A 22,598-nucleotide genomic window follows, 5' to 3' on the forward strand; every position below is an offset into this window, starting at 1 on the left:
GTTTATTGACGGATCGGCCGTCGTATAAGATACCGGTAACGTATGTTGACTATGGTGTAGGCATGTATCGCGCCCTTACACGAGACATTGAAGTCGTCGTCGAACCCTTTTATCTGGAGGAGCAATCCGATCCGGAGGACGATCGTTATGTCTGGGGCTACAAGATCGTCATCAGCAACAATTCCGACACGACCGTACGATTGGTGAACCGCTACTGGAACATCACAGACCAGAACGGGATCGTCGATGAGATCACGGGCGCCGGCGTTGTCGGCGAACAGCCGCGGCTTGCTCCGGGCGATACCTATGAATATTCCTCGGGCTGCCCACTGGATACGCCATCAGGGCTGATGTTCGGCCACTACCAGATGGAAACGGATGAAGGCGAGCTTTTCGATGTCGAAATACCCGCCTTCTCGCTGGATTCGCCAGGGCTGCTCAGAGTCCTGAACTGATCACTCGGCAGCCTGAGCCACCTCCTCCACTTCGAAGCGGTAGGTCGTCGAGCAGAACTCGCAGGTGACCGAGATCGCGCCGTCTTCCTGGCTGTCATCGATTTCCTCGGCAGAGAAACCCTTCAGCACGCCCTTGATCTTCTCGCGCGAACAGCTGCAGCGATCGAAGACCTCGCGCGGTTCGTAGACGCGAACGCCGCGTTCGTGGAACAGGCGGTACAGAAGCCTCTCCGTGCCCACCTGCGGATCCGTCAACTCGTCGGCGTCGATCGTTTCGACGAGCGAGCGGGCTTCCATCCATGCATCGTCTTCCTTGTGGGAACCGCCGGCCGTGTCACCGTCGCCCCCGTGAAGATCCGGCTGGCGCATGCGCTCCGGCGCTTCCGGAAGGAACTGGGCCACGAGCCCCCCTGCCCGCCAGCGGTGACGCGGCTTGCCCGCGTCGTCGCGATCGAAGAGCTCGGCAGCGGCAAGACGCACTCGCGTCGGAATTTGCTCCGACTGGCGGAAATAGGTGCCGGCGATTTCCTCGAGGGTCGCTCCGTCGAGCGCAACGATGCCCTGATAGGGTTGGCTAAACTTCCCCTGATCGATCGTAAACGCCAGCATACCCTTGCCGAGCAGCTGTTCAGGCTCAACTTGCCCAGCGGCGATGGCCCTGTCGAGGAGGCCCTGGTCGAAGCGCGCATAAGCACGCACGTTCTCGGGCGTCGAGAAATCGCAAACAAGCAGGTCCACCGGGCCGTCGCCTTTGGTCTGCACCGTGAACTTGCCGTCAAATTTCAGCGACGTGCCGAGCAGCACGGTCAACACGACGACTTCGGCAAGAAGCCTCGCGACAGGCGCAGGATAGCGATGACGCTCGAGGATCGCGTCCAGCATCGGGCCGAGTTGGACGGCGCGACCGCGCACATCCAGCCCTTCAACCTGAAACGGAACGACGTGATCATCGCCGGCGAAATTGAATTCGCCGAGGGCGGCTGCAGGTTCTGCCATGGTCTTCTCCTAGTCTGGGAGCGGCAGACGAGAGTGTCCATCCGCTCGCGCGGCCAACGGGCCTTCCGGCCAAACGCGGCGTCAAGTATGGTTCAGATCGCGCCCAGGCACCAAGCAAGAATCGACTTCTGCGCATGAAGACGGTTTTCCGCTTCATCGAAGACGACGGATTGCGGGCCGTCGATCACCTCGTCCGTGACTTCCTCACCACGATGGGCGGGCAGGCAATGCATGAACAATGCATCCTTGTCGGCCTGTGCCATCAAAGCCGAATTGACCTGATAAGGCTGGAAGACGTTGTGACCCCGGGCCCGATGTTCCTGATTCATGGAGACCCAGGTATCGGTCACCACGCAATCGACGCCTGCGACCGCACGGTCGGCATCATGGCAGAGCATGATTTCGGCGCCCTCATCGCGGGCCCAGTTCAAATAGTGATCCTTCGGCTCGGAACCAAGGGGGACCGCCATATTCATACGATAGCCGAAACGGGCAGCCCCTTCGACCAGCGAATGCAGCACGTTGTTGCCGTCGCCGGTCCAGGCGATCGTCTTGCCCTTGATGGGGCCACGATGCTCCTCGAAGGTCATGATATCGGCCATGATCTGGCAGGGATGGGTATCGTCCGTCAGCGCGTTGATGACGGGAACCGTGGCGTGCTCGGCCAGCTCCAGCATGCGGGCATGATCGGTGGTGCGGATCATGATCGCATCGACGTAACGTGAGAGCACCTTCGCCGTGTCGCCAATGGTCTCGGCGCGACCAAGCTGCATTTCGGTGCCCGAGAGGAAGAGCGTCTCGCCGCCCAGCTGGCGCATGCCGACGTCGAAGGAGACGCGGGTACGGGTCGAAGGCTTCTCGAAGATCATCGCGAGCATCTTGCCGGCGAGCGGCTTGTCGCCTTGCCCAGCCTTGAAGGCCTGCTTGCGGGACATGGCGTCATCCATGATGAGCCGCAGGTCTGATGCCGCAACGGCGGAGAGATCGAGGAAGTGTTTGGTGGAAGCCATTGTCTTTACCTATCAGGCCCGCCTTGTGGCAGGCATTATCCATTAAGCCGTCTTCTTGACCTTCGAAGCGCGCACGCTTTCGGCGGCGCGCTCAAGGCGGGCGAGGCCCTCACGGGCTTCGTCCGGTGTGACGACCAGAGGCGGCAGAAGACGGATGACGTTGTCGCCAGCGGGAATGCCGAGCAGATGAGCGTCACGGATTGCCTGCAGCAGCTCGGAAGACGGCACGGCTGCCTTGACGCCGAGCAGCAGTCCCTCGCCGCGAACGTCCTCAATGATATCAGGATAGCGATCCTTGAGCGAGGCGAGCCCTTGGCGGAAGACCAGCGAGACGTCGCGCACCTGCTGCAGGAAGCCGTCCGCGAGGATCACGTCGAGCACGGCACTGCCTACAGCCATGGCAAGCGGATTGCCGCCATAAGTGGAGCCATGCGTGCCGGCCTTCATGCCGGAAGCTGCCTCCGCAGTCGCAAGGCAGGCGCCGAGCGGGAAGCCGCCACCGATGCCCTTGGCCACCGCCATGATGTCAGGGGTGGCGCCGGACCATTCATGCGCAAATAGCTTGCCCGTGCGGCCCATGCCGGTCTGCACTTCGTCGAAGACCAGCAGCAGACCGTGCTCGTCGCAGATCTCACGAAGCGCCTTCAGGAACTGGTTGGTCGCCGCACGGACGCCACCCTCCCCCTGGACAGGCTCGATGAGGATCGCGGCCGTCTCGTTTGTGATGGCGCTGCGCACGGCATCGAGATCGCCAAAAGGAACCTGATCGAAGCCGGGCGCCTTCGGACCGAAGCCTTCGAGGTACTTCTCCTGGCCACCCGCAGCGATCGTCGCCAGCGTGCGGCCATGGAAGGCACCTTCGAACGTGATGATATGAAACCGCTCGGGATGGCCCTTGGAAAACTGATAGCGGCGCGCCGTCTTGATCGCGCATTCCAGGGCTTCCGCGCCGGAGTTCGTAAAGAACACCTTGTCGGCGAATGTGGCCTCGGTCAGCCGCTTCGCGAGCGCTTCCTGACCCGGGATTTCGTAGATATTGGACAGGTGCCAGACCTTGTCGGCCTGCTCCTTCAGCGCACCCACCACATGCGGATGGCTGTGGCCGACGGAGGTAACGGCAACGCCTGCGCCGAAGTCAAGATATCGCTCGCCCGTTTCGGTGATCAGCCACACGCCTTCTCCTCGCTCGAACCGCAGCGGGGCACGAGAGTAGGTGTCGTAAAGCGCGGCTTCAGCCATGGCGCGATCTCCTGTCAATAACCATCAGCAGCCGGACTCCGGCTAAGGAATGCAGGTCCGGAAATTAAAAATGCCGCCTTTCGGCGGCGAGCAGCACTATTTACTTTTCGCACTGCAATGTCAACAAAACTGAGGTTTTGATGCATGCGTCAAGCCGCGATCGGGAGGCTCCGGATCTATCAACAATTAATGTTGCAGAAATGACTCTCGCGCCCAGCAAGTTGGGGAAAACCTGAGAATCGATTCGCCGAGATTCAACCGACTCTTGTCACGGAGTCAGCCTCACACTAGGTTAAAACTCAATTACTAGACTGCATGCGGCGGAACTAGTCACCAAAATCGAGCAAGCGTTTCTTGCTTCGGATACGTCCGAGGCAACGGTGAGGGATTCTGCCTACACCAACGCTAATAAGGCGGAGACAGGGGCATGAACTGGACAGACGAGCGCGTTGAAAAACTGAAGAAGCTGTGGTCCGAGGGCCTGAGCGCCAGCCAGATCGCAGCGCAACTTGGCGGTGTAAGCCGTAACGCCGTCATTGGCAAAGTTCACCGTTTGAGTTTGCCCGGTCGCGCCAAGGCCGGCGGCTCGGCGACCACCGTCAGAACGCCCAAGCGCACCACATCGGCGCCGCGCGCACCGAACTACGCTTCGCGGATCACCACGCGTACCGTCACCCGCCAGCAGGGTGCAACGATGCTCAAGGAAGAGATCGAGATCGACACGGTCGAGGAAGTCCGCTTCCGCCCGGCCGCAAATGTGGTCGTCCCGATTTCGCGTCGCCTCGGCCTGACGGAACTGACCGAGCGCACCTGCAAGTGGCCGGTCGGCGATCCGCTGAAGGACGACTTCCACTTCTGCGGCTGCGAGTCCCCGGATTCCTCCCCGTATTGCACGTACCATCAGCGCATGGCCTACCAGCCGGTCAATGAGCGCCGCAAGGCCGCCAACCGGGTTGCCTGATGCGCAAGCCGGATAAGGAATAAAAAAACGGGCCCTTGCGGGCCCGTTTTCATGTTTCGGAGATGAAAGCCGCTCAGTCCCCATCGACGCCTTATGCTTCCATGGAATATCCGGCGCCGCGCACGGTGCGGATGACATCCTGCATGTTGGAGAAGTTCAGCGCCTTGCGCAGGCGACCGACATGGACGTCGACGGTGCGTTCGTCCACATAGATATCGTGACCCCAGACGCCGTCGAGGAGCTGCGAACGCGAGAAGACGCGTCCGGGGGACGCCATCAGGAACTCGAGGAGCCGGAACTCGGTTGGGCCGAGGCGGACTTCACGGCTCTTGCGATGAACGCGATGCGTCTCGCGGTCGAGCTCGATGTCGCCGCACTTCAGCAGCGTGGAGAGCACCTCCGGCTTGGCGCGACGAAGCATTGCCTTAACGCGCGCGACAAGCTCCGGCGTCGAAAACGGCTTGACGACGTAGTCGTCGGCGCCGGTGGAGAGACCGCGAACGCGTTCGCTTTCCTCGCCGCGAGCCGTCAGCATGATGATGGGAAGGCGCTCGGTTTCCGGCCGCATACGCAGACGCCGGCAGAGCTCGATGCCGGACACACCCGGCAGCATCCAATCCAGGATCAAAAGGTCTGGCGTGCGTTCCTGCAGCCGGATCTCGGCCTCGTCGCCACGCAGGATGGTATCGACCTCAAAACCTTCAGCTTCAAGGTTATAGCGAAGAAGCACACTCAGTGCTTCTTCGTCTTCAACGACAGCTACTTTAGGGATCATTCGTTTCGGTCTCCTGGGGGCGCGATCGCAGAACGACTATTCCGTGACAGCGCCGACGGTGTTGGCGGTATCGTCCTTCGGACGTTCGCCTTCCGGCTGAGCACCGGTGGCCATGTAATAGATGGTCTCGGCAATGTTGGTGGCGTGGTCGCCGATGCGCTCGATGTTCTTGGCGCAGAACAGAAGATGCGTGCAGCTGGTGATATTGCGCGGATCTTCCATCATGTAGGTGAGCATCTCGCGAAACAGCGAGGTGTACATCGCGTCGATTTCCTCGTCGCGCTCGCGGATCGACTTTGCCTTGTCGGCAGCACGGCTCGTATAGACGTCGAGGACTTCCTTGAGCTGGACGAGCGCCAGTTCGGAAAGGTGCTCGAGGCCGCGGGCGAGCTTGCGCGGCACGCCGGCACTCTGGACAGCAATGACGCGCTTGGCGGTGTTCTTGCCGAGATCGCCGACGCGCTCAAGATCGGCCGCAATGCGGATCGAACCCATGATCTCGCGCAGGTCGGCCGCCATCGGCTGGCGACGGGCGATCGTAACGATTGCCTTGTCACCGATCTCGCGTTCAGCGTGGTCGAGGATCACGTCGTCAGAAATGACCTTCTGGGCCAGGGCCGTATCGCCGTTTACAAGGGCGCGAACGGCATCCGAGACCATCTGCTCGGCCAGGCCGCCCATCTCCGAGATACGGCGGGACAGGAACTTCAAATCATCGTCGTAGGCAGAAAAGATATGTGTCGATGCCATAGGGATCATCCTTGAATATCGTGAGTGTTACCGACGCCGGCGATCAGCCGAAGCGCCCCATGATGTAGTCCTGGGTGCGCGGATCGTCCGGGTTGGTGAACATCTTGTCGGTATCGTTCTCCTCGACGAGGTTGCCGAGGTGGAACATGGCGGTGCGCTGCGAGACACGGGCAGCCTGCTGCATCGAGTGCGTCACGATGACGATCGTGTAGTTCTCGCGAAGCTCGTGGATCAGCTCCTCGACCTTTGCCGTCGCAATCGGATCGAGCGCAGAGCACGGCTCGTCCATCAGGATCACTTCAGGGCTCACGGCAACGGCGCGGGCGATGCAGAGGCGCTGCTGCTGGCCACCGGAAAGGCCGGTGCCGGCTTCATGAACGCGATCCTTCACTTCGTTCCACAGGCCGGCGCGCTGCAGGCTGAGCTCGACGATCTGATCCATGTCGGCCTTCGACTTGGCGAGACCGTGGATGCGCGGGCCGTAGGCGACGTTTTCGTAGATCGTCTTCGGGAACGGGTTCGGCTTCTGGAACACCATGCCGACGCGGGCCCGCAGTTCCACGACGTCGATATCCGGATCGTAGATATCTTCGCCGTCGAGCGTGATCTTGCCGGTGACGCGGCAACCGTCGATCGTGTCGTTCATACGGTTCAGGCTGCGCAGGAAGGTGGATTTGCCGCAGCCCGAAGGGCCGATGAGGGCCGTCACGGTGTTTTCGCGAATGTTCAGCTTGACGTCGAAGAGCGCGCGCTTCTCGCCGTAGTAAACCGAGACGTCCTGGCCGATCATCTTATAGGGAACGGTATTCATCTTCTGATCCAGCGCCTTCTCAACTGCTGCTTCCGTCAACATGTTCATAATGTCTACTCCGTTTACCAGCGGCGCTCAAAGCGACGACGCAAGAGGATGGCTCCGAAGTTCATGACGATCAGGAACAGGAGCAGGACGATGATGGCACCCGACGTGCGTTCGACGAACGCCCGTTCGGCTTCGTTGGCCCACATATAGACCTGCACCGGCAGGGCCGTCGAAGGATCCATGGGCGTTGCCGGAGCGTTGGCGACGAACGCGACCATGCCGATCAGGAGGAGCGGTGCGGTCTCGCCGAGCGCGTGCGCCAGGCCGATGATGGTGCCGGTCAGGATGCCGGGCATCGCAAGCGGCAATACGTGGTGAAAGACCATCTGCATCTTGGAAGCGCCGAGGCCGAGAGCAGCCGCCCGGATCGACGGCGGCACGGCGCGAAGTGCTGCGCGGGTCGCGATGATGATCGTCGGCAAGGTCATCAGCGTCAACACCAGACCGCCGACCAGCGACGCCGAGCGCGGCAGGCCAGCGAAGTTGATGAAGACGGCAAGACCGAGCAGACCATAGACGATCGAAGGAACGGCTGCGAGGTTATTGATGTTCACCTCGATCAGGTCCGTCAGCTTGTTTTTCGGCGCGAACTCTTCGAGGTAGATCGAAGCGGCAACGCCGATCGGCAGCGCGAGAACAAGCACGATCAGCATCAGGTAGAGCGAGCCGATCAGCGCAACGCCAAGGCCCGCGGCTTCCGGACGGCTGGAGTTGCCGTTGACGAAGAGGCCGGTGTTGAACTGCTTGTGCAGGGTACCGCTGGCAGCCAGCTGGTGCATCCAGCCAACCTGCTTGTCATTCACCTTGCGGTTCTTTTCGTCCACCTTGAGGTCGATCTGACCCTTGTTGGCGGAGTCGATGTTCGCGTCGGCAAGCAGCGTCACATTGACCGTCTTGCCGATGAGCGACGGATCGGCAACGACCATGTCGCGCAACTGGATCGGCGCACCCTTGGAGATCATCGCTGTCGCATCACGCACATCAGGACGGCTCGATGCATTCAGGTTCAGCGTCTTGATCATCGCGTCGCGGATGAGAACCGGGTAGTTCGCGGCAATCAGCACGGACGGATCGGTCGCCCGCTTGTTGTTCGGGTCGATCGTTTTCTCGCTGAATTCGATCGGCAACATGATCGCCGTCTGCTGAAAGGCCGTGTAGCCCTTGCTGATGACGCTTGTCAAAAGGATTGCCAGGAAGATCAAGCCAAAGGAGATCGCGGCTATGCCATAGGCACGGAACCGGCGTTCGGCGGCATAGCGGCTCTTCAGACCGATGTCGCGACGTTCAGGCGCCTTCGAAACGACAACGCCTTGAACCGGAGAAACAATATCCGTCATTCGTACTGCTCCCGGTATTTGCGCACGATGTAGAGCGCGTAGATGTTGAGGCAAAGCGTGATGAAGAACAGCGTGATGCCGAGGGCGAAGGCGACCAGCGTCTGCGGCGAGGTAAACTCTAGGTCGCCAGTCAGCTGGTTGACGATCTTGACCGTCACTGTCGTCATCGGCTCGAAAGGATTGAGCTGGATGCGCGCTGCGACGCCCGCCGCCAGCACCACGATCATGGTTTCGCCGATGGCCCGCGAGGCTGTCATCAGAAGCGCGCCGACGATGCCGGGCAGCGCGGCGGGAAGCACGACCTTCTTGATCGTCTCCGAGCGAGTCGCGCCGAGCCCGAGGGAACCGTCGCGCAGCGCACGCGGCACCGCGGTGATGATATCGTCCGACAGCGACGAAACGTACGGGATCAGCATGATGCCCATGACGATACCCGCCGTCAAAACGCTCTGCGCCTGAATGAAGTTCGTATAATTGCCAGACAGGAGGCCGCTCACCTGCGAAGACAGGTCGCGCAGGAAGGGGCCGACGGTGACGAGGGCGAAGAAGCCGTAAACGATCGTCGGAATACCGGCGAGGACCTCGAGCAGCGGCTTTGCAATAGACCGGACCCTGGGGGCAGCATACTCAGCCATGTAGATCGCCGCGAAGAGACCGACAGGCACTGCCACCAGCATTGCAACGAAACCGATATAGAGCGTGCCGAGCAACAGCGGGATCAAGCCGAATTGCCCGAAGGACGAGCTGCCGGCACCGGCAAAGCGCGGATCCCAGACAGTACCAAAGAAGAAGTCTGCGGCAGGAACGGCCGCGAAGAAATGTGCGGCTTCCGTCAGCATCGACAGAACGATACCGATCGTCGTCAGGATGGCGATCGACGACGCCAGGAGCAGGCCCCAGAGCATGACGCGTTCGACGCGGTTTCGTGCACGGAACCGCGGAGCGACTTCGCGAAGCGCATAAAACGCGCCGGCAACGGCAAGGACGAGAACGAACGCCGTCATGACGAGACGGCTGGAACCGGATTCAGCATTCAGCTTCTGCGCGGCGTCGATCATGTAGGGCTGCGGCTGACCGGCAAGGGGAACACCCTTCGCAGCAAGCTTTGCCTGCAGGCCCGCCGGATCGCCGGCAGCACCGCTGATCGCCTCCGGGGTGAGCAGCGGCAGGCCGCGCGCGATCGCGCTGACCATCCCGTAGTTCAGGTTCTGCTGCGCAGCAGGCTGCGCCTTGACGTCATCCGGGAAGGCGCCACGCACGGAAGATTCAATGATTGAAGGGCTGATTGCCAGCCAAGCGCACAGCACGATCAGTGCCGGAAGTATCGTCCAGATGGCGGCATAGGCGCCATAATAGCCCGGTCGCGAATGCAGCGCGGAGGACTTGCCTCCCGCAAGTGCCGTAGCGCGGCTGCTGGCTGCCAGAAAGGCAACGGCGCCCAGCACCATGAGGCACAGGAGTATGACGGATGTACTCATTCGTAAGGTCCCCAGGCCCTTTGACCCCAAAAAGCGGAAACGGCAGGCGGACCGATCCGGCTCTCAAACTTGGAGAAGTTCAAACCCCGTCACAACTGGCGGGACAAGGCAATGCCGGCGCGATCTTGGTGATCGCGCCGGCAAGGTCATTACATGGTCTTGCCATCTTCGACCGACTTGCGGATCGCGTCGCGCTCTGCGTCCGGAGCAGCAACGAGGCCGTACTCGACGAGCGGGCTATCCGGGCCGATCATCGGCTCCGAAACGAAGAAGTTGACGTATTCCTTCAGGCCCGGGATAACGCCGAGGTGTGCCTTCTTGACATAGAAGAACAGCGGGCGGGAAACCGGGTACGTGCCGTCGGAGATGGTTTCGGTCGACGGAACGATACCGTTGACGGTTGCAACCTTCAGCTTGTCGGCGTTGTTTTCATAGAAGGAAAGGCCGAAGACGCCAACGCCGGTCTTGTTGGCAGCGATGCGTGCCAGCGTTTCCGGATAGTCGCCGTCGATGTCGACAGCAGCGCCGTCCTTGCGGACTGCGACGCAAGCCTTGGTCTGAGCAGCAGCCTCGGAAATCGCAGCCTTGATGACATCCAGAGCGCCGGAGGCCTTGCAGCCAGCTGCGAGAACGTTCTGTTCGAAGACTTCGCGGGTGCCGTGCTTTTCGCCTGGGATGTAGGCCGCGATGTCAACGGCCGGGAGCTTCGGATTAACTTCCGACCACTTCTTGTACGGGTTGTTGACGAGCTTGCCGTCAACGACGACCTGAGCAGCCAGAGCCTTGTAGATGTCGGCCGGAACGTAGGCAACGTCCGGGTTGGACGAGTCGGTTGCGAAGACAATGCCGTCATAGCCGATCTTCACTTCCTGGATGTCGGTTACGCCGGCAGCCTTGCAGGCATCCAGTTCCTTGGCGTTGATCGGACGCGAAGCGTTGGCAACGTCGATGGTGTCCGGGCCGACGCCCTTGCAGAATTCCTTGAGGCCAGCGCCCGTGCCGCCGGATTCAACGACCGGCGTCTTGAAGTCCTTGAAGGTTTCGCCGAAGGTTTCGGCAACGATCTTGGCGTAAGGCAGGACGGTGGACGAACCAGCAACCTGAACCTGGTCGCGAGCAACAGCCGCGCCAGCAAAAGCGGCGGAAGCGGCGAGTGCAGCGACCGTAAATTTAAAGGCGTTCATAACAATCTCCCGGGCATATAGCGGTCTGAGTGCGGCCTTGAGTGGCCCTTGGCGGTGCCGTCTTCATCAGCGGCCCGCTCTCTTTAGCCCCTGATGACCAGAGCTTTTATGTCATTTTGATGAAACATTTGTGACGGGTTATACTATTGAATATATTTGATAAAATTCCTGCGCGCAGACAACCGCCTGCGGTTTTATGTCAAAAGCGCACGGTGAAACTCGTTCCCTTGCCGACTTCAGACTTGACGATCAGGCGCGCCCGGTGCCGCGTCAGGATGTGCTTGACGATGGCAAGGCCCAACCCCGTGCCCTTCTTCGAGCGGCTATCCTCGATGCTCACGCGGTAGAATCGCTCCGTCAGACGCGGCACGTGCTCGGCCGGAATACCCGGCCCCTTGTCGACGACGGCGACCTCCACCGGCTCGCCCCGACCGTTCTTCAAGAACACATCGACCGCCTTTCCCTCCTGCCCGTATTTGCAGGCATTTTCTATCAGGTTTTCAAAGACCTGCACCAGCTCGTCGCGGTCGCCGAGCACCTCTGCTTTGCCTTGCGGAAGATGCAGGGCGATCTCAACGCCGACGTCATTTGCCAATGGTACCAGCGAGTCCCTCACGTGGCCGAGAAGGGGAACGAGGTCAACCTTATGATCCGGGGCGATGTGGGACTTGAGCTCGAGGCGCGAAAGGGACAGCAGGTCGTCGACAAGACGGCTCATGCGGGTGGTCTGATCCAGCATGATGCCGAGAAAGCGCTCCTGCGCTTTCGCATCATTCTTTGCCGGTCCCTGGATGGTCTCGATGAAACCGCGCAGGGACGCAAGCGGCGTGCGCAATTCATGGCTGGCATTGGCGACAAAATCGGAGCGCATGCGGTCGATGCGACGGACTTCGGAAATATCCCGAAAAGAAACCACAAAGAACCGCTCATCGGCAGGCTGCTGCCCATCAAGGATCACGGGTGCGCTGCGGACGATATAAACGCGCTCAGATGGCAGACGTTCGGAATGCTCGATCTGGTTCGGTGCGTTGGTCGCAATGGTTTCACTAATCATGTCGAGGACGCCAGGCGAGCGCAGGCGAGCGGAAATATGTGCACCAGTGGTGACCTCGCCAAAAGCCTTTTCGGCGGCGCGATTCTGGTAAAGCACCGAGGCGTCGCCGGAGAGCACCATGACCGGCACATCGAGCGCCTCCAGCGTCGCGGTAACCTCGGCCAAGCGGTTGCCGGCAGTTTCGACAGTCTCGGGAATGGGTTCCAGCGGCATTTCCGGGATGATCGGAACCGCGTGCCACAAGGCCGTAATGATCATCAGTAGCAGAAGGCCGAGCACAACCCACTTGTTCGCGCCTGCGGCAAGCGCGATCAGTGCGATCAGCAGCGCCACGAGCAGGACGGGGCGCTCCTGCCGAATGCGCAAAATCAGGCTTCGTGTCCATGGCGTCTCGTTTTCCAACTGCCCCTCGCGATCTCGACTCGTACTTTCTATCTTCAAACTCTGCCTGATAGCCGTGAATCATGACAGAAGTTTTCGGCTGCAACCAGCAGACGGAAAAGCCGTGACGGGAACGCACAGGAATTTCCGCAAACTGCAAGACATTTGATTTTCAACGCGAAATATGGTCGCCTGCTTTCGAAGCTCACAGTGGGGGAGAAGCCATGGCCGATGATGTCGAACGTAGAGCCGTCGAACTGGACATCCGCGGAAAGAAGCGTGTCTTCGACGTCGACGATCCCGTGCTGCCGGACTGGGTTGACGAGGCGGCCCTGCAATCCGGCGACTATCCCTACAACAAAAAGCTCCAGGAAGAGGAATACCTTGAGGAACTGGAGAAGCTGCAGATCGAGCTGGTCAAGGTGCAGTTCTGGCTGCAGGCCACTGGCAAGCGCGTATTGGCCCTTTTCGAGGGGCGAGATGCGGCGGGCAAGGGTGGCGCGATTTCCGCCTCATCGGCCCACATGAATCCTCGCCTCGCCCGGGTTGTCGCCTTGACGAAACCCACCGAACGCGAAGCCGGGCAATGGTATTTCCAGCGCTACATTGCGCAATTCCCGACTGCCGGCGAGTTCGTGCTCTTCGACCGGTCCTGGTACAACCGTGCCGGTGTCGAGCCCGTCATGGGTTTCTGCACGCCGAAACAATATGAAGATTTCCTGAACCAGGCGCCTCAGCTCGAGAAGATCATCGCCCATGAGGGCATCTTCTTCTTCAAATTCTATCTCGATATCGGCCGCGAGATGCAACTGAAGCGCTTCCATGATCGGCGCCACGATCCTCTCAAGGTCTGGAAACTGTCGTCGATGGATATAGCTGCCCTGACGAAATGGGGCGACTACAGCGAGAAACGCGACCGCATGCTGAAGGAGACGCATACGGAATTCGCGCCATGGACGGTCATTCATGCCAACGACAAGCGTCGCGCTCGATTGAACCTGATCCGTCACATGCTGAAGACGATGGATTACGACGGCAAGGAGAAGGACGCCATCGGCAAGCTCGACGATAAAATCATCGGCGCGGGTCCCCATTTCCTGAAATAGCCTATTGCCCAGGAAGGATTCGCACGGCGTAGAGGTTGATGCCCCGCGCCTTGCCGTCGACGTCGCTGTTGATCATGAGGCTTCCCGCAGCGTTCGGCGCCAGCGATCGATCGAAGCGGACCTGGAGCAGCACATCCGACTTCTGCCGGGTGACGGAGAAGCGATGGCGGGCGCAGTCGCCGAGCGACTGGAAATCGCATTCCACCGTAATCTGCGTCGGTTCGTCGGACGTCGATTGCAGCGTGATCGCAATCGTCGAGGACTTGCCGGCCAGCTGCTGCAGCACATCGGCCGGAACGCTGATGCTGACATTGCCGTCACTGCCATTGCTCTGCGAAATCAGGCGCACAGCCGGGCCATCATTTTCCGCGACATTTTGGGTTTGAGATTGTGCGCCGGTTTTGATCTTGTCGGCATCGGACGGCTTGAAAACCTCGATCCAATCGGCAGAGAACGAATTCTGCGGGTCGATCGCGACGGGCGCCGCGTTATCGCCTGCAGCAGCGTTATCGCTGCCGCTGTCGGCGCCGTCGAAGTCTTCCGGTTGCGTGCTCGCCGGTGGATTGGCAACGCTTGTATCTCGTTCTGCGGCGGTCATCAGCAAACCCGATGAATATACCCACCAGGCGCCCATGCCGATGAAGGCAAGAAGCACGCAGGCGACGAGCAGCCGGGAAAAGAACTTGCGCGGCTTGCGCCGGACCGCCGCGCGCTCCGGCCGGAAGTCCATCTGAGCCGGCTTTCGATCCGCAGCCGGCGTCTCAGCAACCGGCGCGACGCCGAGATGATCACCGCTACCGGCATGTACGCCGGCGAGGCTGGATTCGTCGTCGAAGCGCGGATCCGTGACGGAATGCGCGCGAGTCTCGCCGCCGATCGAGACGTTCGCTACCCCTTCCTCTGCCACGTGGGCAGCGGACTTCGGCATTTCCACGACTGGTGGAACAGGAATTTCAGGCGGTCCCTGGCGCGGATGAAGGCGCTCGCGCTCCTCCGCTTCGATCATATGAATCGTCGTTTCGAGCCTGTGGCGGTGATAGGCAACCGCTTCCGCGTCGGTGATGTCCTGTTTGCGAAGACCGGCTTCGAGCGCCTGACGCGCGGACTGATAGATTTTTGCACGGACTTCGGGATTGTCGCGATCGGCATTGCTGAGCGCCGTTCTGATAGCCGTTTCTAATCCGCTCACATCCGGTCCTTTACTCTGAGACTGGGCCTTATCGCTAACACTTCGTAAATGCGGTAACCACTGCCACAGCAAATCGCAAGCCTCACCCGGCCTTCGGATCGCATCGGCAGGGGATAACGCACGGTTGGCGCACACCTCTTATGTCCCTGCAAGAATAGCCGATATTTGTGGAATCGATAGAGCGAGCTTTTCCTTCGCCAAAGTCTCTGGTATCACATTGACGTTTTCGTAAACGTCAATTCTCACGGTGTCTCATGGCCCTGCCTCCGATCCTAACCCAGAATCTCAGATTGCCGATCGTCGCCTCCCCGCTTTTCATCATTTCGCATCCGGCGCTGACGCTGGCGCAGTGCAAGGCTGGGGTCGTTGGCGCCTTTCCGGCGCTGAACGCACGGCCGGAGAGCCAGCTCGACGAATGGCTTGCCATGATCACCGAGGACCTGGCCGCGTACAACGCTGCAAACCCCGAACGGCCGGCGGCTCCGTTTGCCGTCAACCAGATCGTCCATATGTCGAACAAGCGGCTGGAGCACGATCTCAGGCTCTGCGTCAAATATAAGGTGCCTATCGTCATCTCGTCGCTCGGCGCCGTGCCGGAGGTGAATGCCGCGGTGCATTCCTACGGCGGCATCGTGCTCCACGACGTCATCAACAACCGGCATGCAAACTCGGCCATTCGCAAGGGCGCGGACGGGCTGATCGCCGTCGCGGCCGGTGCCGGCGGCCACGCCGGCACGCTATCGCCCTTTGCCCTCGTCCAGGAAATCCGCGAATGGTTCGACGGGCCGCTGCTGCTTGCCGGCGCGATCGCCAATGGCGGCGCGATCCTCGCGGCGCAGGCCATGGGAGCCGACATGGCCTATATCGGCACGCCCTTCATCGCGACCGAAGAGGCACGCGCCTCTGAAGCCTACAAGCAGGCCATCGTCGATGGCATGGCCAACGACATCGTCTACTCCAACTACTTCACCGGCGTGCACGGCAATTACCTCAAACCGTCGGTCAGGGCCGTCGGCCTCGACCCCGACAACCTGCCGGTCGCCGATCCCTCGAAAATGGATTTCGAACAGGCCGTCGGCGGCGCCAAGGCATGGAAGGACATTTGGGGCAGCGGCCAAGGCATCGCCGCCATCAAGGCGATCGAACCCGTCAACACGCTTGTTGATCGGCTCGAAGCTGAATACGCGGCTGCCCGGACGCGACTGTCGCTCTAGAGACCGGCAACGGATTTCCACAGCGTCGTTCTTTTTTGCCGAAGAGATGACAGGGCGCTTGAAATCTTCAAACAATGCCTGTATCAGCCCCATGCAAATCGCGGGCCGCATCGTTCGGACGCAGGGATTGCCGCTTTAGCTCAGTCGGTAGAGCACATCATTCGTAATGATGGGGTCACGTGTTCGAGTCACGTAAGCGGCACCATCTCCTTTCAAAATCGTGTGGAAGCGTATCGCGGTCGCCCAATGTGTCGTTGAAGCGACCTTCAGCAACTGTAGAGCTCCAGCCTACTTGTCTGGCAAATGTCACTAAAGGCATAGTCACGGAGACGATCGCAGCCCCCCTCCTCACTAAGCGACACCACATTCCTTGCCGCAAACGGGGAATTCATCCATTCCATTAGGTAAGCTTTGAAACCCGCGCGCGAGTGGCGATGCGGTAGTGTCTCTCAACCGTCAATTCCGACGGGGGAAGAGGAGAGATACAATGAAAATCAAGGGCCTAGTAATTGCAACCGTATTTGCGCTTTCGTCGATCTCCGGCGTATTCGCTGCGGATAATCAGTCCATCACGGATCAGAGCGGCTGGGGCAACTTCGCTGGCACGGCCCAGAGTGGCCGGGGCAACTTCAGCTTCACTGGCCAGCGCGGCGGCTGGAATGACGCATCAACGGTTCAACGTGGCAGATACAACGAATCCGTAACCCTACAAAGAGGTTTGGGTAACGAATCGTATACCGAACAAACGGGCAGAGGAAACATGTCTTTCACCGGTCAGTTTGGCGTTGGCAACGACTCTCAGACCTATCAGTCCGGCGTCGGCAACAAATCTATCACCATTCAACACTAGTCGAGTTCAGTTGAAGGTCAGCGGCGATGCCGCTGACCTCTTTGTCTACGGAGTCCTAAAATGATTGCGGCCCTCCCACCCGTACATTGCATCATCGAGCACCATAAGGAGACAGGCGGCACCATGACCCTGGTCCCGACGATCGAAAGCGATGGTCGCGGTGAAGGAAGCTACCAGTTCGAGATCTTCTCGAATTCCAGTGGCAACACCTCAAGCAATGTTCAAGGCGGTGATTTCCAGAAGGATGACCCAGGACGGCTGGCGCTTTCGCGATCGACCGTCTCCGTGTCGCCGAACGGATGGAGCGCCCGGCTCACGGTCTATGGTCCGAACGGCGAGAAGCTCTGCGTGGTGTCGGTGCCGTGACATTTATGCACCGTTCGCATGATCTTCCCGGCGGAGGAAACCGCTGCTAATTGATTGTATACTAAATTATAATAGTAATGGACCTCGGTGTGTCGTGCCGCGTGCTTCGGCGGCCATATTGGGGTGACGAGAGGATGCGGATCTGCCTTGCCGTTCAGTCGCACAAACTGGCTGCGATCATTGTTGCGGCCGTGGCAAGCCTTGCAAGCACCACCTCCATTGCAGTTGCGGACGACACCAAGCTAGCATCGACAGCGCCGAACGAGGAATCGGCGCCAAGCTTGCAGATCGGGACCGGGATCAACTGGTTCAGCTTGCCAAGCTGGGGTCCGCGCGGACCCGATTTCCTTGGAACCGGAGACAGCAGGGTCGTTGACGATGGCCTTGGCTTTGGCATCAGCCTCGATCTGCCGCTCGGGCAAATCGGTTCGCAGCACTTCGTGCTTGAGTGGAACGGTGGTTTCGCCGACCTGTCGTCCAGTTCGACCGACCGAACGAGCCTTGCCGGCCAAAGTTCACTGGACCTGAGCTTCGGCAATTCGGCGAACGGCAGCATCACTACGCTGACAGCGTCACCCGTGGGCGCGCTGCCGGCGACCGCGACAGCAGGTGTAACGTTTGCCGACAGTGCAGGCGCGACGGGTGTTACTGTTATCTCGGACTCGTCGCTCGCGGGCGGACGTGTGACGCACTTTGCCTCCAATACGGGGGTGACCGGCGGCGCGTTCGCCGCTACGCTGACAAACGGCGGCACCCAGAGCGCCGCGGCCTATGCGGCCTATGGCGACAACACCGGCTTTACCCTGGCCGCGACCGGCGATCTCAGCAGCAGCGCAATCGTCGATGAGCGCAGCGAAGATGCCATTGTGATCGATCAGGAACTGCTGCTTGGTGCTCCGATCGATCTTCAGGGCGGCTGGACGATTACGCCCAAATTCGGCCCGATGTATCGCTCCATCGATCGCGACGTGGATTTTCGCAGGACGCTCCAGATTACTGCGAATCAACCGGGCGTGGTCGTGCCTGAAGTCGGTTTCGCGCAAACCGACGAACTCGATGCCCGCTACGTCGGCGCCATTGCCGAACTGGCTGCAACAAAAGCCTTGCAGCCGGATCTCAGCGTTTCGTTCGATGCGAGGTTTGGCGGCGCCTACCTGCACTCCCGTTATCGAAGCCACTATTCGGCGATTCTACCAACGATCACGACAGGCCCGTTCGACTTCATCTCCGAAACGCGCGATGACGCCAGCCTGCTTGCCGGCGTGGGCGCCGGGCTGCGCTACGCGCCAAGCGAGAACCTGGTGGTCGGCTTGGACGCCGGCGTGAACTTCGTCAACAAAGTACCGACGATCAACTATGTCGCGGATGCCGGTGGTGGTGTATCGCCCACAATCGGCATGAGCCACGCGATCGACTACAACGTTTCCGTCAGCATTTCCTGGCGGTTCTGAGCAACGCGTCAGCACATCGCGGAAAGCATCGACAGGCAGTGGAGAAATTGCGTCTGCCGGTTCACCCCGACGCGTGCCATCGCGGAGGCAAGCTGGTTGTGGACCGTGTTCTTTGAGACCCCGCGTTGCCGCGCGATCTCCGATGCCGTTTCTCCCCTCAAAAGGCAATACGCGAGATCGGCCTCTGTCGGTGTCAGGCCAAAGATGGACTTGATGGTGTCTGGCGCCAACAGGCTGTTTCCACCAAGTTCGCGTATCGTGAGCATGTAAACACGCTCGTTGGTGGCAAAGACGTTCTTGAATTGCGATCCTAGGCCAACGCGTCCCGACAGCGCATCGACGCTGACGAGCCATTTGATGTTCTTCACTTTGTCCTCGACCCAGGCGACATGGCGAACGCGTCCATGCGACGCCGCCATGCCGATCAGTCGAGCAACCTCATCCTGAAGAGTGGTCTCGACAAAATCGATCACCGAGTCGCTGTATTCGACGAGCAGATGCGACGCCTCGACAAATTTCTCGAAACTCCCATTCGCCAGGCGCACCTGATAGTCTTCCGTGATGATTGCAGAGGGTGCCGAGGAACTGAAGAAGGCACTCTCCATATGCGCGGATTTCTCCCGCTCCAGAAGTGTCGTTTTCTGTATTGCAAAGGCCGTCTGAAAGTGCGGCAGCAATTTCATCAGCGTTTCGGCCGCTCTGTCCGTATCGCTTCGACTTCCCCGATCGAAATGAAGCACGAGTGCGATGCGGCGCCCGCCTTCCTTGACGAGGACGAGCATTAGAAGGCTGCCCTCGGCACCAAAACATTCGTGCACGGGCACGTCCCATTGCGGATTGAGCTTGGCCTTCAAATCGATCGTCAGGAACGCCCCTTGCCCCAGGGTGAGCGTCGCTGCATGCAATGCGGCGATCATCTGCGGATTGCAGAGGGAGGCTTTCGGAACGCCCTTTGCAAACACGCTCGCGCGCCGATCCTCCGCCCCTTTGAAGCCCACAACTGCCCCTGCGGCAGCCTTGGTGATGTCGATCAGCTCCGCTATGACCTTTTCCCATTCGGGCGGGCTCACAACGGTTTCGTAAATCAACTGTACCAGGGGCAAGCAGATGTCTTCACCAAAGCTATTGATCATCGGACCCACTCCAATGCTGTGGCGAATTTCCAGAATTTCACGTACGGCCCGCGTCGTTTCATAACGCCGTGCGCCCGATACTGTATACAGCAGCACAATTGCCGCGATTTCACCTCTATGAATGTTTCAGGCTACCTTCATCCCGGTCCGACCGTGCGGTCGAAGGTGGTTCCCAGCCACTTGCCTGATGGCTCAATGCCTCGGCGGCCTTTAGGAAAGGCCGAAGGGAAGCAAAGTCTCTATATGAAACATCGGATGTCTCCTCCAGATTGTTTTTTTATCTTCAAGTCGTACGGCCAAGCCGACAACAAGCAACGCGCTCATTTGGCCAAAGACCAAACCGAGCCAAGAAGCAGCTACCATGTCGAGAATAATCCCAACATCATCTCTAAAAACCTAGAGCTTTCTAAGAATAGCATGCGCCTTCCTGTTGTAAAATGCCTAACATCTATCCACTTCTTACGACAATAGGGGTATATATTGTTGCAATCCAGTAGAAGCCGCCGACAGCCGGTAATTGAATTTTAACCCTGGTCCATCATCCAGCTGAGGTTTGCGGCGCCTGAAACAGGTGTCGCGCGATGCGCGGGCCACTCCCCTTCTACGTGCCTCATTCCTCTCTAATGCCTTCATCGTTTGTCGGCGACTGGTTTGATGAACTATGCGAGGGCGGTTCGCTCGGCGGTTGGACACGACTTCGACGGGCATTCCGAGGATGAGCTTGTTGTCCTTGATGAGGGTTTTGTCAGTGAGCGACGGGAGGTAGAAGAGCTGGCCGGTGGCGCGGGTCGAGGGTGGTTACGGCGGCGGCGACCTCGACGGTGTCGTCGAGGTCCGGTCCAGATGCCGCGCCCTGGCAACCTTCGCCGCGACGCAGGAAACTGCACTCGTAACCAAACGGATAATAATTGACGGGTTTTCGTTGGCGGCATAGAACGGTGCAACACTTCGCGCCGGCGCGTTTCCCGCCTGCCGTCCTGCCGAGCATTTCCGGCCCTTCGCGGAGTACCCGGAGAAGATGTCATGTCCACTACAGCTCAGCGCTCGAACCGTGCGCTCGTCGTCGCCATCATCATGCTCGCGACCTTCATGGTCGCCATCGAGGCAACGATCGTCGCGACGGCAATGCCGAAGATCGTCGGGCAGTTGGGCGGCTTTACCTACTATAGCTGGGTCTTCTCGGCGTTTCTTCTGGCGCAGTCGACGACAACCGTCATCTATGGCAAGCTTTCGGACATCTTCGGGCGCAAGCCGGTGCTGATCGCCGGCATTCTGATCTTTCTTGTCGGCTCCCTGTTGTGCGGCCTCGCATGGTCGATGGCGTCGCTGATCGTCTTCCGTCTGCTGCAGGGGCTCGGCGCCGGGGCGATCCAGCCGGTAACGATGACGATCATCGGCGACCTCTTCACACTGGAGGAGCGGGGTCGCGTCCAAGGGATCATGGCAACGGTATGGGCCACATCGGCGGTCGTCGGGCCGCTCGCCGGTGGTGTGATCGTTGACACCATTTCCTGGGCCTGGATCTTCTGGATCAACCTGCCGATCGGCATCGTGTCGATCGCCGCCTTCGCCTTCTTCCTCAAAGAATCGGTCGCGCACAAGCAGGCAAAGATCGATTATCTCGGCGCCATCCTGTTTTCGATCGCCGTCATCGCATTGCTCATCATCCTCACGGAAGCCGCGGATGCCAAGGCGTGGGTATTGGCATTGCTCGCCCTGGTGTTCGTCGTTGCCGCCGTTCTTTTCCTGCGGCAGGAGAAGCGGGCGGCAGAGCCGATCATTTCCATCGCGCTGTGGAGCCGCCGGCTGGTTGCGACCAGCAACGCCGCCACGCTGTTGGCCGGAATGGCGCTGATCGGTCTATCGACGGTATTGCCCATGTACGTCCAGGGCGTCCTCGGGCGATCGTCGATCGTGGCCGGCTTTACCTTGACCATGCTGGTCGTCGGCTGGCCGCTGGCGGTAATGCTCTCCAGCCGCTTCTTCAAGGCGTTCGGCATCCGCCGGACGCTGCGGGTCGGCAGCGTGATGTTTCCCTTCGGCGCAAGTTTCCTGCTTTTTCTGACGCCCGACAGCCATCCGGCGCTTGCCGGAGCAGGCTCCTTCTTCATGGGCTTCGGCATGGGGCTGATCAGCCTCACCAGCATCGCACTCGTGCAGGACAGCGTCGAATGGTCGATGCGCGGCAGCGCCACTGCCTCGATCATCTTCGCCCGCAGCCTCGGCAATACGCTCGGCGCAACCGTGCTCGGCGCCATTCTCAATGCCGGCATCAGCCATTATGCCGCCGGCGATGCGGCAAGCTCACTGCATGATGTACTGAACCAGCCAACCGGGCTTTCCGAATTGGCCGCCGATCCCACGATCCGTGCGGTCTTCGATGCCTCGCTTCACTGGACGTTCTGGGGTGTGGCCGTGGTTGCCGTACTGACGTTCCTGTCGGCGTGGCTCATTCCGGTGGGACGTGAACACGGCCGCACGCCGGTGGCCTCAGCGGCCAGCGAATCGTCGCACTAGATCCTCGCCGCCGCTCCGACGCGCGAACGCAGCGACGACGATTATGATCGTGTGCGTCCCGGAATTACCATCAACGAGCACGGCATCAGAGTTGGCGCCCTCCGAGATCGTGACCGCTATTATCGCGATCGCTGCTACACCAAGACGGTCAGAACAATGACCGATGATGGCGACGAGGTCACCAAGACGGTACGCCGCTGCCGATAACCGCGAATGATGGCCGGCCTCGCGCAAAGCTCCCAATCCCGAATTGCGACGCGATGAAGCCCCTCGACCGAAGGGGAGAGGACTAT

21 protein-coding genes and 1 tRNA gene are annotated in these 22,598 nt (G+C 60.0%); 10 read left to right on the plus strand and 12 right to left on the minus strand.

The window, feature by feature from the left end; all coding sequences use genetic code 11:
* The first annotated feature begins 62 nt into the window (after positions 1–62).
* Positions 63–455: a Co2+/Mg2+ efflux protein ApaG gene (gene apaG / locus BSG20_RS02105; RefSeq protein WP_072371251.1), complete on the plus strand. Its 393-nt coding sequence runs from the start codon at positions 63–65 to the stop codon at positions 453–455.
* On the opposite strand, the gene BSG20_RS02110 is transcribed toward apaG, so the two are convergent.
* The 3 genes from BSG20_RS02110 to BSG20_RS02120 all read right to left on the minus strand — a co-directional run bounded on the left by BSG20_RS02110 (position 456) and on the right by BSG20_RS02120 (position 3,700).
* Complete coding sequence (locus BSG20_RS02110; RefSeq protein WP_072371252.1) at positions 456–1,451, minus strand: Hsp33 family molecular chaperone; 996 nt, start codon at positions 1,449–1,451, stop codon at positions 456–458.
* 92 nt (positions 1,452–1,543) lie between these two features.
* Positions 1,544–2,461: an ornithine carbamoyltransferase gene (gene argF / locus BSG20_RS02115; RefSeq protein WP_072371254.1), complete on the minus strand. Its 918-nt coding sequence runs from the start codon at positions 2,459–2,461 to the stop codon at positions 1,544–1,546.
* Positions 2,462–2,503: 42 nt separating this feature from the next.
* Positions 2,504–3,700, minus strand: coding sequence for an aspartate aminotransferase family protein (locus BSG20_RS02120; protein WP_072371256.1), 1,197 nt, complete (start codon positions 3,698–3,700; stop codon positions 2,504–2,506).
* 427 nt (positions 3,701–4,127) lie between these two features.
* On the opposite strand from BSG20_RS02120, the gene BSG20_RS02125 reads away from it, so the two are divergent.
* Positions 4,128–4,661, plus strand: coding sequence for a GcrA family cell cycle regulator (locus tag BSG20_RS02125; RefSeq protein WP_072371257.1), 534 nt, complete (start codon positions 4,128–4,130; stop codon positions 4,659–4,661).
* Between the two features lie 91 nt (positions 4,662–4,752).
* On the opposite strand, the gene phoB is transcribed toward BSG20_RS02125, so the two are convergent.
* The 7 genes from phoB to phoR all read right to left on the minus strand — a co-directional run bounded on the left by phoB (position 4,753) and on the right by phoR (position 12,467).
* Positions 4,753–5,436 carry a phosphate regulon transcriptional regulator PhoB gene (gene phoB, locus BSG20_RS02130; protein ID WP_007529789.1) on the minus strand — a complete coding sequence of 228 codons (684 nt, stop codon included), beginning with the start codon at positions 5,434–5,436 and terminating at the stop codon, positions 4,753–4,755.
* A 36-nt stretch (positions 5,437–5,472) separates the two neighbouring features.
* A complete protein-coding gene (phoU, locus tag BSG20_RS02135) occupies positions 5,473–6,186 on the minus strand; it encodes a phosphate signaling complex protein PhoU (RefSeq protein ID WP_007796220.1) in 714 nt (237 codons plus the stop codon).
* 43 nt (positions 6,187–6,229) lie between these two features.
* Entirely contained in the window at positions 6,230–7,045 is an 816-nt protein-coding gene (gene pstB, locus BSG20_RS02140) for a phosphate ABC transporter ATP-binding protein PstB (protein ID WP_024318299.1), read from the minus strand.
* Positions 7,046–7,059: 14 nt separating this feature from the next.
* The gene (gene pstA / locus BSG20_RS02145; RefSeq protein WP_072371259.1) at positions 7,060–8,382 is read right to left on the minus strand and encodes a phosphate ABC transporter permease PstA; all 1,323 of its coding nucleotides are present in this window, start codon (positions 8,380–8,382) and stop codon (positions 7,060–7,062) included.
* Positions 8,379–9,860 (minus strand): phosphate ABC transporter permease subunit PstC, encoded by a 1,482-nt coding sequence (gene pstC, locus BSG20_RS02150; protein WP_093041012.1) that lies wholly within the window; start codon positions 9,858–9,860, stop codon positions 8,379–8,381. The genes pstA and pstC overlap by 4 nt, the downstream gene beginning before the upstream one ends.
* 149 nt (positions 9,861–10,009) lie before the next feature.
* Complete coding sequence (locus tag BSG20_RS02155; RefSeq protein ID WP_072371261.1) at positions 10,010–11,044, minus strand: substrate-binding domain-containing protein; 1,035 nt, start codon at positions 11,042–11,044, stop codon at positions 10,010–10,012.
* 199 nt (positions 11,045–11,243) lie between these two features.
* Positions 11,244–12,467 (minus strand): phosphate regulon sensor histidine kinase PhoR, encoded by a 1,224-nt coding sequence (gene phoR, locus BSG20_RS02160; RefSeq protein WP_072371952.1) that lies wholly within the window; start codon positions 12,465–12,467, stop codon positions 11,244–11,246.
* Positions 12,468–12,703: 236 nt separating this feature from the next.
* Here phoR and ppk2 point away from each other — a divergent pair, with 236 nt between their 5' ends.
* Positions 12,704–13,585: a polyphosphate kinase 2 gene (gene ppk2 / locus BSG20_RS02165; RefSeq protein WP_072371263.1), complete on the plus strand. Its 882-nt coding sequence runs from the start codon at positions 12,704–12,706 to the stop codon at positions 13,583–13,585.
* A 1-nt stretch (position 13,586) separates the two neighbouring features.
* Here the strand turns inward: ppk2 and BSG20_RS02170 are convergent, their stop codons facing one another.
* Complete coding sequence (locus tag BSG20_RS02170; RefSeq protein WP_072371265.1) at positions 13,587–14,774, minus strand: hypothetical protein; 1,188 nt, start codon at positions 14,772–14,774, stop codon at positions 13,587–13,589.
* A 254-nt stretch (positions 14,775–15,028) separates the two neighbouring features.
* Here BSG20_RS02170 and BSG20_RS02175 point away from each other — a divergent pair, with 254 nt between their 5' ends.
* The 5 genes from BSG20_RS02175 (at position 15,029) to BSG20_RS02195 (ending at position 18,655) form a co-directional block, all read left to right on the plus strand.
* The gene (locus BSG20_RS02175; RefSeq protein WP_072371267.1) at positions 15,029–15,988 is read left to right on the plus strand and encodes an NAD(P)H-dependent flavin oxidoreductase; all 960 of its coding nucleotides are present in this window, start codon (positions 15,029–15,031) and stop codon (positions 15,986–15,988) included.
* Between the two features lie 129 nt (positions 15,989–16,117).
* Positions 16,118–16,193, plus strand: a tRNA-Thr gene (locus BSG20_RS02180).
* Between the two features lie 282 nt (positions 16,194–16,475).
* Positions 16,476–16,838 carry a hypothetical protein gene (locus BSG20_RS02185; RefSeq protein ID WP_072371269.1) on the plus strand — a complete coding sequence of 121 codons (363 nt, stop codon included), beginning with the start codon at positions 16,476–16,478 and terminating at the stop codon, positions 16,836–16,838.
* A gap of 60 nt (positions 16,839–16,898) precedes the next feature.
* Positions 16,899–17,204: a curli-like amyloid fiber formation chaperone CsgH gene (gene csgH / locus BSG20_RS02190; RefSeq protein WP_072371271.1), complete on the plus strand. Its 306-nt coding sequence runs from the start codon at positions 16,899–16,901 to the stop codon at positions 17,202–17,204.
* A 134-nt stretch (positions 17,205–17,338) separates the two neighbouring features.
* Positions 17,339–18,655, plus strand: coding sequence for a hypothetical protein (locus tag BSG20_RS02195; RefSeq protein ID WP_072371272.1), 1,317 nt, complete (start codon positions 17,339–17,341; stop codon positions 18,653–18,655).
* A gap of 8 nt (positions 18,656–18,663) precedes the next feature.
* Here BSG20_RS02195 and BSG20_RS02200 read toward each other — a convergent pair whose 3' ends face one another.
* On the minus strand, positions 18,664–19,788 hold the full coding sequence (locus BSG20_RS02200) for a helix-turn-helix transcriptional regulator (protein ID WP_072371274.1): 1,125 nt from the start codon (positions 19,786–19,788) through the stop codon (positions 18,664–18,666).
* A gap of 1,023 nt (positions 19,789–20,811) precedes the next feature.
* Here BSG20_RS02200 and BSG20_RS02205 point away from each other — a divergent pair.
* Together BSG20_RS02205 and BSG20_RS38600 are read left to right on the plus strand one after the other, a co-directional pair.
* Positions 20,812–22,305, plus strand: a complete 1,494-nt coding sequence (locus BSG20_RS02205) for an MDR family MFS transporter (protein WP_072371276.1) — start codon at positions 20,812–20,814, stop codon at positions 22,303–22,305.
* Positions 22,306–22,512: a hypothetical protein gene (locus BSG20_RS38600; protein ID WP_072371278.1), complete on the plus strand. Its 207-nt coding sequence runs from the start codon at positions 22,306–22,308 to the stop codon at positions 22,510–22,512.
* The last annotated feature ends 86 nt before the right edge of the window (positions 22,513–22,598 follow it).

Origin of the sequence: Rhizobium tibeticum, from assembly GCF_900110205.1 — a bacterium.
GTDB lineage: Bacteria > Pseudomonadota > Alphaproteobacteria > Rhizobiales > Rhizobiaceae > Rhizobium > Rhizobium tibeticum.

Excerpts from the sequence above, each read along its gene's own strand:
- apaG (WP_072371251.1), top strand. The coding sequence starts at position 63 with ATGTATCGCGCCCTTACACGAGACATTGAAGTCGTCGTCGAACCCTTT.
- BSG20_RS02110 (WP_072371252.1), bottom strand. The coding sequence starts at position 1,451 with ATGGCAGAACCTGCAGCCGCCCTCGGCGAATTCAATTTCGCCGGCGAT.
- argF (WP_072371254.1), bottom strand. The coding sequence starts at position 2,461 with ATGGCTTCCACCAAACACTTCCTCGATCTCTCCGCCGTTGCGGCATCA.
- BSG20_RS02120 (WP_072371256.1), bottom strand. The coding sequence starts at position 3,700 with ATGGCTGAAGCCGCGCTTTACGACACCTACTCTCGTGCCCCGCTGCGG.
- BSG20_RS02125 (WP_072371257.1), top strand. The coding sequence starts at position 4,128 with ATGAACTGGACAGACGAGCGCGTTGAAAAACTGAAGAAGCTGTGGTCC.
- phoB (WP_007529789.1), bottom strand. The coding sequence starts at position 5,436 with ATGATCCCTAAAGTAGCTGTCGTTGAAGACGAAGAAGCACTGAGTGTG.
- phoU (WP_007796220.1), bottom strand. The coding sequence starts at position 6,186 with ATGGCATCGACACATATCTTTTCTGCCTACGACGATGATTTGAAGTTC.
- pstB (WP_024318299.1), bottom strand. The coding sequence starts at position 7,045 with ATGAACATGTTGACGGAAGCAGCAGTTGAGAAGGCGCTGGATCAGAAG.
- pstA (WP_072371259.1), bottom strand. The coding sequence starts at position 8,382 with ATGACGGATATTGTTTCTCCGGTTCAAGGCGTTGTCGTTTCGAAGGCG.
- pstC (WP_093041012.1), bottom strand. The coding sequence starts at position 9,860 with ATGAGTACATCCGTCATACTCCTGTGCCTCATGGTGCTGGGCGCCGTT.
- BSG20_RS02155 (WP_072371261.1), bottom strand. The coding sequence starts at position 11,044 with ATGAACGCCTTTAAATTTACGGTCGCTGCACTCGCCGCTTCCGCCGCT.
- ppk2 (WP_072371263.1), top strand. The coding sequence starts at position 12,704 with ATGGCCGATGATGTCGAACGTAGAGCCGTCGAACTGGACATCCGCGGA.
- BSG20_RS02175 (WP_072371267.1), top strand. The coding sequence starts at position 15,029 with ATGGCCCTGCCTCCGATCCTAACCCAGAATCTCAGATTGCCGATCGTC.
- BSG20_RS02185 (WP_072371269.1), top strand. The coding sequence starts at position 16,476 with ATGAAAATCAAGGGCCTAGTAATTGCAACCGTATTTGCGCTTTCGTCG.
- csgH (WP_072371271.1), top strand. The coding sequence starts at position 16,899 with ATGATTGCGGCCCTCCCACCCGTACATTGCATCATCGAGCACCATAAG.
- BSG20_RS02195 (WP_072371272.1), top strand. The coding sequence starts at position 17,339 with ATGCGGATCTGCCTTGCCGTTCAGTCGCACAAACTGGCTGCGATCATT.
- BSG20_RS02200 (WP_072371274.1), bottom strand. The coding sequence starts at position 19,788 with ATGATCAATAGCTTTGGTGAAGACATCTGCTTGCCCCTGGTACAGTTG.
- BSG20_RS02205 (WP_072371276.1), top strand. The coding sequence starts at position 20,812 with ATGTCCACTACAGCTCAGCGCTCGAACCGTGCGCTCGTCGTCGCCATC.